Origin of the sequence: Croceicoccus sp. Ery5, assembly GCF_020985325.1 — a bacterium.
Classification (GTDB): Bacteria; Pseudomonadota; Alphaproteobacteria; order Sphingomonadales; family Sphingomonadaceae; genus Croceicoccus.
This window is the reverse complement of record NZ_CP087587.1, coordinates 1,381,000-1,394,370: the sequence shown is the minus strand read 5'-3', so window position 1 is coordinate 1,394,370 and position 13,371 is coordinate 1,381,000. Positions and strand designations below refer to the sequence as shown.

At 63.5% G+C, this 13,371-nt stretch carries 12 protein-coding genes; 9 read left to right on the top strand and 3 right to left on the bottom strand.

Translation table 11 applies throughout. The features are described from left to right. The first annotated feature begins 85 nt into the window (after positions 1-85). Positions 86-319, top strand: coding sequence for a hypothetical protein (locus tag LOZ74_RS06455; protein WP_230293355.1), 234 nt, complete (start codon positions 86-88; stop codon positions 317-319). On the opposite strand, the gene lon is transcribed toward LOZ74_RS06455, so the two are convergent. The 3 genes from lon to LOZ74_RS06440 all read right to left on the bottom strand — a co-directional run bounded on the left by lon (position 316) and on the right by LOZ74_RS06440 (position 5,219). Further along, positions 316-2,703: an endopeptidase La gene (gene lon / locus LOZ74_RS06450; RefSeq protein ID WP_230293354.1), complete on the bottom strand. Its 2,388-nt coding sequence runs from the start codon at positions 2,701-2,703 to the stop codon at positions 316-318. The genes LOZ74_RS06455 and lon overlap by 4 nt on opposite strands. Before the next feature lie 309 nt (positions 2,704-3,012). Beyond that, positions 3,013-3,357, bottom strand: a complete 345-nt coding sequence (locus tag LOZ74_RS06445; protein ID WP_230281442.1) for a YbaB/EbfC family nucleoid-associated protein — start codon at positions 3,355-3,357, stop codon at positions 3,013-3,015. A gap of 11 nt (positions 3,358-3,368) precedes the next feature. Then, positions 3,369-5,219, bottom strand: a complete 1,851-nt coding sequence (locus LOZ74_RS06440) for a DNA polymerase III subunit gamma/tau (protein WP_230293353.1) — start codon at positions 5,217-5,219, stop codon at positions 3,369-3,371. Between the two features lie 175 nt (positions 5,220-5,394). Between LOZ74_RS06440 and exbB the strand changes: the two genes are divergently transcribed. The 8 genes from exbB to LOZ74_RS06400 all read left to right on the top strand — a co-directional run bounded on the left by exbB (position 5,395) and on the right by LOZ74_RS06400 (position 13,341). Beyond that, the gene (gene exbB, locus LOZ74_RS06435) at positions 5,395-6,147 is read left to right on the top strand and encodes a tonB-system energizer ExbB (protein ID WP_230293352.1); all 753 of its coding nucleotides are present in this window, start codon (positions 5,395-5,397) and stop codon (positions 6,145-6,147) included. Between the two features lie 5 nt (positions 6,148-6,152). Beyond that, positions 6,153-6,578 (top strand): TonB system transport protein ExbD, encoded by a 426-nt coding sequence (gene exbD / locus LOZ74_RS06430; protein ID WP_230293351.1) that lies wholly within the window; start codon positions 6,153-6,155, stop codon positions 6,576-6,578. Beyond that, a complete protein-coding gene (locus LOZ74_RS06425) occupies positions 6,575-7,363 on the top strand; it encodes an energy transducer TonB (RefSeq protein WP_230293350.1) in 789 nt (262 codons plus the stop codon). The genes exbD and LOZ74_RS06425 overlap by 4 nt, the downstream gene beginning before the upstream one ends. 18 nt (positions 7,364-7,381) lie before the next feature. Next, positions 7,382-9,730 (top strand): TonB-dependent siderophore receptor, encoded by a 2,349-nt coding sequence (locus LOZ74_RS06420; protein ID WP_230293349.1) that lies wholly within the window; start codon positions 7,382-7,384, stop codon positions 9,728-9,730. Between the two features lie 65 nt (positions 9,731-9,795). Next, positions 9,796-10,479, top strand: a complete 684-nt coding sequence (locus LOZ74_RS06415) for a Fe2+-dependent dioxygenase (RefSeq protein WP_230293348.1) — start codon at positions 9,796-9,798, stop codon at positions 10,477-10,479. Further along, positions 10,479-11,078 carry a ferric reductase-like transmembrane domain-containing protein gene (locus tag LOZ74_RS06410; protein WP_230293347.1) on the top strand — a complete coding sequence of 200 codons (600 nt, stop codon included), beginning with the start codon at positions 10,479-10,481 and terminating at the stop codon, positions 11,076-11,078. Before LOZ74_RS06415 ends, LOZ74_RS06410 begins: the two co-directional genes overlap by 1 nt. Beyond that, complete coding sequence (locus LOZ74_RS06405; protein ID WP_230293346.1) at positions 11,075-11,401, top strand: PepSY domain-containing protein; 327 nt, start codon at positions 11,075-11,077, stop codon at positions 11,399-11,401. Before LOZ74_RS06410 ends, LOZ74_RS06405 begins: the two co-directional genes overlap by 4 nt. Positions 11,402-11,565: 164 nt before the next feature. Next, positions 11,566-13,341, top strand: coding sequence for a hypothetical protein (locus tag LOZ74_RS06400; RefSeq protein ID WP_230293345.1), 1,776 nt, complete (start codon positions 11,566-11,568; stop codon positions 13,339-13,341). Positions 13,342-13,371: the final 30 nt, after the last annotated feature.

Here is a 13,371-nt window from a genome sequence, read left to right as displayed (position 1 = left end):
AAACCCCCTTCAGTCAGGTTTGTCTTTATGGGTAACAACGATCCCTCCGCATTCGGCCGGAATCGAAAGCGCGGATGGCGGGCAAGTGAGCATTTTTTACACCGCTGTCAAAGCCAAAACTTGGCCTCAACTGGCGAAAATCCGCGATTTTTTGAACGAATGCGGCCTTAGATACGACGAGTTGAGCAGGCGCAGCAGAGCCTTGCCGAGAATGCTGCAACGCACCACGGGCCGACGGGCTTTTTATATGACAGAAAAGCGTAATTTACCGCTGGCGGGGCAAGGCGATTCGCCATCCCTGTCCCGCCAGCCAAATTAATGTGCGGTCGGCGAAAGCCCTCCGCCCGCAAGCCCGCTGGGCTGGCTGGCCAGATCGTCTTCCTCGCTCCATTCGATCGGCATGACCGGTTCGGCCAGGGCGCGGGCCAGCACTTCGTCGACATGTTCGACCGGAACGATCTCCAGACGCTCGACGATATTGGCCGGAATTTCGACCAGATCCTTCTTGTTTTCCTCGGGGATCAGCACGGTGGTGATCCCGCCGCGCAGGGCCGCCAGCAGCTTTTCCTTAAGCCCGCCAATGGCCAGCACGCGGCCACGCAGCGTGACCTCGCCCGTCATCGCCACATCGGCGCGCACCGGAATGCCGGTCAGCGTCGAGACGATGGAAGTGACCATGCCGATGCCCGCGCTGGGCCCGTCCTTGGGCACCGCGCCTTCGGGAAGGTGGATATGGATATCCTTGTGGCGGAAGATCGACGGCTTGATGCCGTAATGCGGGGCGCGCGCTTTCACAAAGGAGAATGCGGCCTGCACGCTCTCGTTCATCACCTCGCCCAGCTTGCCGGTCGTCTTCACCGCGCCCTTGCCGGGGACGGTAACGCTTTCGATGGTCAGCAATTCGCCGCCCACCTCGGTCCATGCAAGGCCGGTGACGGCGCCGATCTGGTTTTCTTCGTCCGAAACGCCGTGGCGGAACTTGCGCACACCGGCAAAGTCGCCAAGGTTTTCGGGCGTGATCACCACGCTCTCGACCTCGCCCTCAAGGATCTTGCGCAGGCTCTTACGCGCCAGACGGGCAATCTCGCGCTCCAGCGTACGGACGCCGGCTTCGCGCGTATAGAAACGGATCAGGTCGCGCAGCGCGGGTTCGGTCAATTCGAACTCGCCCTTCTTGAGTCCGTGGGCCTCGACCTGCTTTTCGATCAGGTGACGCTCGGCAATCTCGACCTTCTCGTCCTCGGTATAACCCTCCAGCCGGATGATCTCCATACGGTCGAGCAGCGGCTGCGGCAGGTTCAGCGAGTTCGCCGTGCAGACAAACATCACGTCCGAGAGATCATAATCGATCTCCAGATAATGGTCCTGAAACTTCGCGTTCTGTTCAGGGTCAAGCACTTCCAGCAGCGCCGACGCCGGATCGCCGCGGAAATCCTGACCCAGCTTGTCGATCTCGTCCAGCAGGAACAGCGGGTTCGACGCACCGGCCTTTTTCAGATTGGTCACGATCTTGCCGGGCAATGAGCCGATATAGGTGCGGCGGTGCCCCCTGATCTCGGCCTCGTCCCGAACGCCGCCCAGCGACTGGCGTACGAATTCGCGTCCCGTCGCCTTGGCGATCGAACGGCCCAGCGAGGTCTTGCCCACACCCGGAGGGCCGACGAGGCACAGGATAGGCCCCTTCAACTTGTTGGTGCGCGCCTGCACGGCCAGATATTCGATGATCCGGTCCTTGACCTTGTCGAGCGCATAGTGATCGGCGTCGAGCACATCCTGCGCCTTGGCGATGTCTTTCTTGACGCGGCTCTTCTTGCCCCACGGCAGGCCGAGCAGCACGTCGAGGTAATTGCGGATGACGGTTGCCTCCGCGCTCATCGGCTGCATCGAGCGCAGCTTCTTCAGCTCGGAATTCGCCTTTGAGCGCGCCTCTTTCGACAGCTTGGCCTTTTCGATCTTCTCGGCCAGTTCGGCAAGTTCATCACCGTCTTCACCGTCGCCGCCCAGTTCGGACTGGATCGCCTTGAGCTGTTCGTTGAGGTAATATTCCCGCTGCGTCTTTTCCATCTGGCGCTTCACGCGGCCACGGATACGGCGTTCGACCTGCAGCACGCCCAGTTCGCCCTCCATGAAGGACAGCGACATTTCCAGCCGCTTCACCGGATCCCGCTCGGTCAGCATCGCCTGCTTGTCGGAAACCTTGGCGGCGATATTGGCCGCGACCGCATCGGCAAGCCGCGATGCATCGTCGATCTCGCCCAGCTGCTCGCCCGCGTCGGCGGACAGCTTCTTGTTCAGCTTGGCATAGTCGTTGAACTGTTCCAGCACCTGCCGCATCAGGGCCGACACTTCGGTCCCGCTGGCGGTGATTTCATCCATCAGCTCGACATTGGCGACGAGCATGTCGTTCTGCAGCGCCATGGATTTGACCGAGGCACGCTCCTGCCCCTCGACCAGCACGCGGACCGTGCCGTCGGGCAGTTTCAGCAATTGCAGCACGCTGGCGATCACGCCGATGTCGTAAAGATCGTCCGATGTCGGATCGTCGCAGCCGGGGTCAAGCTGGGCGACCAGCATGATATCCTTGTCGCCCGCCATGGCGGCTTCCAGCGCGGCGACCGATTTTTCGCGTCCCACGAAGAGCGGCACGACCATGCCGGGGAACACCACGATATCGCGCAGGGGGAGAAGCGGGTAGCTGTTCATCTGTCACTTTCCGATTGACCGGCCGGCCGGACTGAAGTGCAGCCCCGCTTGCCTGATGGCGACATAACGACCGGGTTCATACAACGGCCCGATTGTCACCTTTTATACATGCGCCCGCCGCTGCGGGAGCCCGATGGCTCCGTTTTCGACCCTTTTATGCCATTTGCGCGCATGAAATGCGCACTGGCAAGCCGCTTTGGCAGGCGTTTCCCGCAGAATATGGGGCATATGCGGCACGGGACAAGTTCCCCGCCGCACTAATCCGAACGGGACGAAACCGTCCCGTCGAAGCAGTCGCAAGACGCGCGATCAGAAACCCAGCTTCGACAGGTCGAAACCGGCGGGCAGTCCCGAACCCTGCTGCACCTTCTGCATTTCCTCGTTCGCGCGGCTGTCGGCGCGGCTGCGGGCATCGTTGAAAGCGGCCGCGATCAGATCTTCCAGCATCTGCTTGTCCGAAGGCACCATCAGGCTGTCGTCGATGGAAACACCCAGAATGCGGCCCTTGGCGGTGCAGCGGATCTTGACCAGCCCGCCGCCCGAAACGCCTTCCACCTCGATCGCGTCGAGCGTGGCCTGCGCCTCGTTCATCTGCTTCTGGATGTTCTGCGCGGCCTGTTGTGCGGCCTGGAACATTTCTTCCATCGATTTCATCACTTCGATCCTTATGCCTGCCGGTAGCGCGGAGCTTCGTCCGCCGTGCCACCATTGTCCATGCGCCCGTGTTCGAGCAGTTTCGCGTTCGGAAAGGCAGCCAGTGCAGCCTTTACCAGCGGAGATTCGTGAATGCCGCGCGTCTCCGCCTCGGCCCGTGCCTTGGCGGCTTCGCCCAGCGAAGGGGTGCCATCCTCGCCCGCGTCGGCCAGTTCGACCTGCCAGCGGTCGCCCGTGGCCTGCATCAGCCCGTCGCGCAGGTCGGGTCCGGCATCGCCTTTATATTCGGGAGAGAGATGGTAGCGCAGCCGTCCCTGCGCAAGTTCGACCACACGCACATAATCGCGCATGATCTGCCCGATGCGCAGTGCGCCCGCGTTTTCGACGCTTTCGACCAGCGTTTCCCAATCCAGCCGTGCAGCAGGAGCCTGGGCAGATGGCCCGCCCTGCCCGTCGGCCGCCGGCGCCGCGGCGGCAGGGCGCGAGGCAATATCGTCCAGCCTGCGCGCCAGTTCGCCGGGATCGGGCATGTCGGCGGCATGCATCACGCGCAGCAGCGCCATTTGCACCGCAACCAGCGGATCGGGCGCGGTCCGCACCTCGTCATGGCCCTTCAGCAGCAATTGCCACAGGCGGTGCAATTGCGCGGGGCGCAGTTTCTCTGCCCATTGCGCGATGGCCTCGCGCTCCTCGGCCGTAGGGGCGTCAGGCTCTGAACCCTTGCCGCCCCTGCTGCCCAGCTGGAACAGGGTGATCCGGTGCACCAGGTCCATCTGCGCCCGCATCAGCGCCAGCGGTTCGACCCCCAGCGCATATTGGTTGTCGATGACCGACAGCATATCCGCCCCGTCACCCGCCAGCAGAGCGGTCAGCAGGCGGCGCTGCACGCCCTTGTCGGCAAGGCCGAGCATTTCCCGCACCTGGGCGGCGGTGACGAGCGTCCCGTCACCCTCTGTCGCCATATCGGCATGGGCGATGGCCTGATCCAGAATGGAAAGCCCGTCACGCACCGACCCTTCGGCCGCGCCTGCGACCATGGCCAGCGCCTCGTCCTCGGCCTCCACGCTTTCCTCGCGGCAGACCCATGCGAAATGGTCCTTCAGCATGGGCGCGGTAATGCGGCGCAGGTCGAACCGCTGACAGCGCGACAGGACAGTCACGGGCAGCTTGTCCACCTCGGTCGTGGCGAACAGGAATTTCACATGGGCGGGCGGTTCCTCCAGCGTCTTGAGCAATGCGTTGAACGCATTGCGCGACAGCATGTGAACCTCGTCGATGATGTAGATTTTATAGCGGGCGGAAACGGCGGCATAGCGCACCGCCTCGATAATCTCGCGCACGTCGTCGACGCCGGTGTGGCTTGCGGCGTCCATCTCGATCACGTCGATATGGCGCCCCTCGGCAATGGCACGGCAGGGTTCGCACACGCCGCAAGGGTCGATGGTGGGGCCGCCGGTGCCGTCCGGGCCGATGCAGTTCAGCGCCTTGGCGATCAGCCGTGCGGTCGATGTCTTGCCCACCCCGCGCACACCGGTCATCAGGAACGCGTGGGCAAGCCGGTCGCGCTTGATCGCATTGGCCAGCGTCTGGACCATCGCGTCCTGACCGATCAGCTGCCCGAAGGTCTGCGGACGATATTTACGCGCCAGCACGCGATAGGGCTGCGCAGGCGCGGTGACGGGCGCGGTAGAAGGCGCGGCGGGCCGGCTTTCGGCCTGGCTGACCGGCGAGGGTTCGACAGGTGCAGCGGCTGGCGCGCCGAACAGGGCGTTCTGCCCCGCCGCTTCCAGTTCCGCCGCCGTCGGTTGCGCTTCGCTTTCACCTTCCGGTTCAGCGCCAAAAATATCGGGTGAATCGCCCATGCCCGCCAATCTAGAAGCGCCGCGCGCGATTGTCGAAGGCGTTCCGATAATTGCCTGTGGGATTATGCCTTCCCCCGCCACGCAAACAATGAAAATCAGTTGCAATAGCGCTGCGCCGGTGTAATGGACGCTCCCAAGTTGCGGATGACTCGCAATAGAGGGTGGAATTTCAAGAATGCGTAAGCTGATCCCATGGGGGGCAGCCGTGGGGCTGCTATGTGTGACGTCTCCGGCGTGGGCCAATCCCGCGGCAGAAGTGCCGACCGACCTTTCGGTCGGTTCGATGTTCGCGCAGGCCGACTGGGTGGTAAAGCTGGTGATGATCGGGTTGATCGTCGCCTCGGTCGTCACATGGACCGTGTTCTTCGCCAAACATGTCGAATTGCGCAAGGCGGGCCGCGATGCCGACGGGCTGCGCGATATGTTCGCTTCCGCCCGCTCGCTTGCCGATCTGCCTGCCGCTGCCGAAAACTCGCCGCTGGTCCGGCTGACGCGCGAGGAGCTGACGCAATCCGCCGATGCACTGGATGACCGCGAGGGGCTGAAAGAACGCATCATCTCGCGCTTTGACCGGCGTGAGGCATTGCTGGCGCGCAAGATGACGCAGGGCGTGACCATTCTGGCCACTATCGGCGCGACCGCGCCCTTCGTCGGCCTGTTCGGGACCGTCTGGGGCATCATGAACGCCTTTATCGGCATTGCCGAAAAGCAGACGACCAATCTGGCCGTCGTCGCCCCCGGTATTGCCGAGGCGCTGCTGGCAACCGCGCTGGGGCTGGTCGCGGCTATTCCCGCCGTCGTCATCTATAACCATTTCGCCCGCCAGATCGCAGCCCATCGCGCCATCGTCAGCGACAGCGCCGCCGCGTTGCTGCGCCTTGTCTCGCGCGATCTCAGCCGCGGCACGCTGCGCGCGGCACAGGGCTGATCGCAATGGCGCTGCGCCTTGCCTCTGACAGCGAAGACCTTGCGGTCGCGCACGAAATCAACGTGACGCCGTTCATCGACGTCATGCTGGTGCTGCTGATCATCTTCATGGTCGCCGCACCGCTGGCGACGGTCGATACCAAGGTCGATCTGCCGACCTCTAACGCGGCCCCTGCCCCGCGGCCCGACCAGCCGGTGTATCTGTCGATACAGGCGGACGGCCAGATGACGGTGAACGACCGGATTGTCAGCACGCAGGATCTGGGCGCGGCGATTGCCGATGCGGCGGGGTCCGATCCCGAACAGCGCATCTTCCTGCGCGCGGACAAGTCCATCACCTATGACACGATCATGCAGGCGATGAACGCCTTGCGTTCGGCAGGCTATCTGCGCGTGGCACTGGTGGGTGCGGAGACGGCACAGGCGCAATGAGCACGGCAGCCGCCCCCATGGCCACGATGCCCGATGCTACGCGTCATTGGGCGATGGCGGGCGCGGTTGCGCTGGCTGCGCATGGCGCGGCGATCGCGCTGGTCGTGGGGCTGGTCGCGCAGAACAGCGATCGTGCCGAGCCGGAACCGGTGATGATCGTCGAGCTTCCGCCCGAAGGCATCGAAACCGCGCCCGAGGCGGCAGCCGCCCCCGCCACGCAGGCAGAGCGCGAACCGCAGCAGGCGGAACCGGCCCAACCGCAGCCGCAACCGGTGAATATTCCGCCGACCCGCGCGCCCGCGCCCGAACAGGCCGTTAACCTGCCGCCGCCCGCCGCGCCTGCACGGGCCGTCCCGCCGCGCCCTGTGAAACAGCCTGTCCAGACCGTCGCCGCGCCCGTCGCAGCATCGGCCCCCGCCGAACGCGCCGCCCCCGCGGCTGTGGCCAAGGGCGCACCCGATTCCCCCGGCGACAACCCGCGCGCCAAGGCTGCGGAGGCGGATTATTATTCGCTGCTGTCCGCGCATCTGAACCGCAAGAAAAAATATCCGACCGAGGCGAAGAAGGCGATGCAGCAAGGCATCGTCACCGTCCGCTTTACCGTCGCGCGCGACGGCAGCGTGTCGGGTGTCTCGATCCGCAAGACCAGCGGGCACGAATTGCTCGATCAGGCGACACTCGACCTGATGCAACGCGTCGCGCCCCTGCCCCGTTTCCCCCGAAGCATGACGAAGGACAGCGTCACCATATCGCTGCCCATCGAATATTCGCTCAGAACATCCTGAAAAAAAGGAAATTTTCACATGAGGAACCTGAACAAGGGCGTAAAGCGCCCCGTCAGCCTGCGCCGTCTGGGGCGCGATGGCGCCGCCGTCGTCGGCCTGTCGGCCGCGATGATCGCCAGCCCCGCCTATGCCCAGAGCGCCGAGGATGACGAAGTCGTGCTCGACACGTTGCGGATCGAGGATGCGACCGCCGATGTGAACCCCAATGCCGAACCGGGCGCTCCCTACAAGGCGCGCACATCGGGCGATATCCGCCTGACGCGCCCCATTGCCGAACTGCCGCAGACGATTTCGGTGCTGACCGAAAAGCAGATCGAGGATTCGGGCTATACCGACCTTGCCCGCATCCTTGACGCGCAGCCGGGCGTGACCGTCGCCACGGGCGAGAACGGCAATGCATTCGGCGACCGCTATATCATCCGCGGTCAGGAAGCGCGCAGCGACGTGTTCGTCGATGGCCTGCGCGATCCCGGCATGACGACGCGCGAAAGCTTTGCTGTCGATCAGGTCGAAATCTCCAAGGGTCCCAATTCGACCTTCGCGGGCCGCGGCACGGCGGGCGGCGCGGTGAACCTGATCACCAAGCAGGCGACCACCGATTACGATTTCATCAAGGCAAGTGCCGGCATCGGCACCGACCGCTACGTCCGCACCACGCTCGACGCCAATATTGTCGCCAGCGACACCATCGCGGTGCGCGCCAACGCGCTTTATGGCTATACCGAAATCCCCGATCGCGGCCCCACCGACCGCGAACGTCTGGGCCTTGCCATCTCGGGCACCTATTCCCCGTCGCAGGATTTCGCCCTGACGCTCGACTATTACGGCCTGCGTGCCGAGGATAATGCCGACCTTGGCGACTACCTCAGCGGCGATGCCAGCACCGGCGATCGCAAGCCTGTCAAAACGCCGGTCTATGCACAGAGCCAGGACTTCCAGAAATCCGATGTCGATGTGTTCACCGGTCGTCTGGACTGGCGGATCGCGGATAATATGACGCTCAGCAACCGCATGCGTTACGGCATGTCGGACAATGGCTATGTCGTCACCGGCGCGCGCGGCACGACCACCGATGCGACCGATCCCAATGGCGAATACGATACGATTTCCTTCTCGACCCATCAGGGCTGGCAGGAAGTCGATTATTTCGCCAATCAGGCCAACCTGCTGATCGAAAGCGAGATGCTGGGCGGGCATAACGATCTGATCATCGGTATCGAATATACCGACCAGCGCGTGCTGAACGGCGTTTACGACGTACAGAACAATGGCGCGACCAATTGCGTCGTGTCGGGTCGCGGCGGCACCAGCCCCAGCTGGTGCGGCATCGGTCCCGACGGGCAGGTGGTGAGCGGCATCAATACCCTGCTGGGCCGCGACATTACCAAGGACCGCTGGGACCAGGACTGGCAGATGGAAACCATCTCGGCCTATGTCATGGACACGATCGACCTGACCACCGCGCTGACTCTGTTCGGCGGCGTGCGTTACGATCACTTCAGCTTCGATCTGGGCCTGCAGGGCAGCGATCTGGTCGAATCCGGCTATGATTACAGCGACGATTTCTGGAACGGCCATCTGGGCGTGACCTATCAGCTGTTCGAAGACGGCATGATCTATGCCTCTGCCGCGACGGCCGCCGATGTGAACTGCGGCGAATCCGACGTTGGCACCAATGCGGGCTATGGCGGCTGTATCGTGCTCGACGGGCAGATCGGCATGGGCAAGCCGGAACGCTCCGTGAATCTTGAGCTTGGCACCAAGTTCAACCTTTTCGACGACAAGTTCCTGCTGACCGCGGCGGTGTTCCAGATCACCAAGAGCGACGTGTTCGAGGCATCGGGCGGCGGTTATGAACCCACCGGCACCGGCAACACCGGCAAGAACCGCGTGCGCGGCGTGGAGCTGGGCCTTGCAGGCAATATCACGCCCGAATGGTCGATGCAGGGCGGCGTGACACTGATGGATGCCGAAGTGCGCGAATCCGCCAGCAATCCGGAGAGCGTCGGCCTGACCCTGTCGAACTTTGCCGATTTCCAGGCGCAGTTCCAGACGCGGTACCAGATCGGCGATTTCGCACTGGGCTTTGCAGTCAAGCACAAGAGCAAGCGCTATGCCGGCCAGCCCGATACGGCACCCGGCTTTGGCACGCGTGAAGACGGCAGCACCTATTACAGCCAGCCGGTTCCGGCCTATACGGTGGGCGACCTGTTTGCCGAGTACAAGTTCAACCGGAACATGGATTTCCGCCTGAACGTCAACAACCTCACTAACGAGGATTACTATACGGCGGCCTATCGCAGCGGCGCGTTCCTGTACAAGGGCGATGCGCGGCAGATCGTGGGCACGCTGAACCTGCGTTACTGATGCAATTGGCGGGGGGCGGTTCGTTCCGCCTCCCGCTTTTGCCCTGAATGCGTTAGGCACAGCCTATGCTGACCGTGATCGAAAACCTGCTGACCGCCGACGAAGTCCGACAATTCCGCGCCCGCCTGTCCGATGCGGAGTGGGCAGACGGCGCCGCCTCGGCGGGCACGCGATCGATCGCCGTCAAACAGAATTTGCAACTGGGCCGGCAGGATGAAACCGCACGCGAACTGGGTGCGGACATCCTGCGCCGTCTGGGGCATCATCCCCTGTTCGTCTCGGCCTCTCTGGCAGAGGTAATCTGGCCGCCGGTTTTCAACCTGTATCAGGATGGCGGCCATTACGGCACCCATTCGGACGCCGCGCTGATGCGCCTGCCCGAAGCAAACCTTACGCTGCGCAGCGATCTGTCGGCCACGCTGTTCCTGTCGGATCCCGACGATTACGACGGCGGCGAATTGCTGATCGAACAGGCATTCGGCGCGCAAGCGGTAAAGCTGGCAGCAGGCGACATGGTGCTTTATCCCAGCTCAAGCCTGCATCAGGTCACGCCCGTCACGCGCGGGCAGCGCATTTGCGCAATCACCTGGATTCAAAGCGCCGTGGCAGACACTGCCGCGCGCGAATTGCTGTTCGATCTCGACCAGTCGGTCCAGTCGCTCTCTGTCGGCAAGGCCAAGGATGATCCCGATATCGACCGGCTGATCCATGTCTATCACAACCTGCTGCGCCGCTGGGCCAAACCGTGATGCGGGGCAAACGATTGCTGTTGTGGGCCGTGCTGGCGCTGCCTGCCGCGCTGATGGCATATGATTTGCAAAGCGGGCGGGTGCTGGCCATGGACCTGCTGCATCCCAGCGGCGAATTATCGGTGCGGCTGATGGTCGCCGCCATGTTGCCCGGACCATTGGCGGAATTCTTCGGCCTCAACCGCTTTTTCCGTGCTTGGCTGGCAATCCGGCGCAATCTGGGTGTGGCGGCTTTTCTTTACGGCCTGCTCCATCTGGTGATCTATGTGATCGATATGCGCATGCTGTCCGCCATTGTGGACGAGCTGACGCTGCCCGCGATCTGGACCGGCTGGCTGGCGCTGGCGCTGATGTCTGTGCCTGCCGCGATCAGTTTCAATGCCGCGATGCGCGCGCTGAAACGGCGCTGGAAGCAGGTGCAGATGTTCGTCTATCCGGCCTTCGCACTGGCGCTGGTCCACTGGCTGCTGCTCGACTGGGCATGGCAGCCAGCCTTCATTCACCTCGCCCCGCCTATCGCGGCGTGGCTGTTGCGCCTGATCGCGCGTATCCGCAAGACACCGATGGACAAGACACCGATGGAAAGGTCCGCCGCATGAAACGCACCCGCCAGTATCTCGCCCTTGCCGCCGCAGCCGCGCTTGGCCTTGGCATGGCAACGCCCGCACTGGCCGATGGCGATGTCGTCTGCGGCGGCGGCCCCAAGGACAAGTGGCAGCCCGAAAACAAGCTGAAGAAAGAGGCATGGCTGGAAGGCTGGGAAATCCTGAAGGTTCAGGTCGAGGGCGACTGCTATGAAGTCTATGCCCGAACCGAACAGGGTCAGGCGATCGAGGCATTTTTCCACCCCGTCACCCTGCAAAAGCTGGTCGTGTTCCGCCGCGGGCAGGAAATCTATCGCGCCAAGGGCTTCAAAGGCTGAACAGCCGAAAAATAACCTACGCGATTCAGCGCGTTTTGCTTGATTATTTATGAAATGCACCGAAGCCGGTGCAATACAGGCGCCACTGCGCTAAAGTAATGCCATCCGCGCGGGGGTACGGATAATTTCGTCCGGCATGACACCGCGGCACGCAGGAGGATGGCATGCAGCGGCTTTTCGGCCTGACCGCCTTGCTCACCGGTTCGCTCGCCATGGCGGGCCCCGCTTCGACTGGCGACGCGCCGGTGATATCCGACATGGAAATGCTGGCGACGTTGCCCGGCAGGCTGGTGTGCCGCGGACAGGAAGGGGCGGCCAAAGCGTTGAAGGCCCGCCTCGCTTCGGCCGAGGCGCTGTCGCTGGCGCAGGGCATGGGCGCCAGCCGGATGGCGCTGTATGATGCCATTCCCGCCAGCGATCTGCCGCTGGGCGATATCGACCCGCTGGCGCGCCGCTATTTCGATCAGGGTCTGGCGCTGGCCTATGGGTTCAACCATCGCGCCGCGATCCGCTCGTTCCGCCATGCACAGGCGATCGATCCATCATGCGCCATGTGCTGGTGGGGCGTCGCCATGGCCAGCGGTCCCAACATCAATGCAGGGATGAGCGAGGCCGAAAACGCCGCCGCGCTGGAGGCGATGGCCATGGCGCAGCGGCTGGCCGCGAATGCCCCGCCCCAGGCGCAGGAACTGATCGCCGCGCAGGCCCTGCGGTTCAGCAGCGATGCGGGACCCGATCGCGCCCCGCTCGACCAGGCCTATGCCAACGCGATGATCGCACTCGCGCGTAAATATCCCGACGGCGACGATCTGGCCGTGCTGGCGGCGGAATCGGCCATGAACACTGCGCCGTGGAACTATTGGGACCTGCCCAGCGGCGAACCCCGCCCGCTGATCGGCGATGCGGTCGATCTGATCGAAACGGTCAGCACGCGCAGCCCTGCCCATCCACAGGCATCGCATCTTTATATCCATCTGCTCGAACTGCCCGAACCCGAACGTGCAGAGGCAGCGGCAGACCGGTTGCGGGCATCGGGTCCGGCTACGCTGGGCCATCTGGTCCATATGCCGTCGCATATCTATTACCGCGTCGGACGCTATGCCGATTCCGCCGCCGTGAACCGCGATGCGGTGCGCGCGGACGAAGCCTATCTGGCGTCGGTCGGTGACGATGGCATGGTTCGCTATGGCTATTACCCGCATAACGTCCATTTCCTGCTGACATCGGCGCAAATGATGGGCGATGTCGACACGGTGCTGACCCAATCGGCACGGCTGTCCCAGATCGTGGACGAGGAAACGGGCCGCGACCTGCCATGGGTGCAATCGATCTATGCCGCGCCCTTTTTCGCGCTGGCGCAATATGGATCGCCCGCTTCGGTACTGGCGCTGACGGATGACCCCCACCCCCTGCCCTTTGTGGACGCGCTGCGCCATTATGCCCGCGCGGTGGGGATGGCGCGCATGAAGGACGGGGCCGGTTTCGACCGCGAACTGGCCGCGCTGAACGCGGCCCGCGCATCGCAGGGCATTGCCGATCTGGAAGCGATGGAGTTTCCCGCCGGTGCCATTCTGGACCTTGCCGCAGAGGTCGCGCGCGGGCGGCAGAGGCTGGTGCTGGGCGATGCGAAGGGCGCGATCCCGCATTTCGAACGCGCGGTCGCGCTGGAAAAGGCGATCCCCTATAACGAACCGCCGTTCTGGTATTATCCGGTCAGCCAGTCGCTGGGCGCGGCGCTTTTCATGGCGGGGCGCCATGACGATGCGCGCGGCGCGTTCCGGCAAGCCCTGTTCGAAGCGCCCAACGATGCGCTGGCGCTTTACGGGCTGGCGCAGACGGAAAAAGCACTGGGCCATGATCGCGAGGCCGCCGTCGCGCGCAAGGCATTCAGCGAAATCTGGATGGGGCCGGAAACCGGCATGGATATGACGATCATCTAGACTGCGGATTTTGCCGCGCCTTGCTTTGCG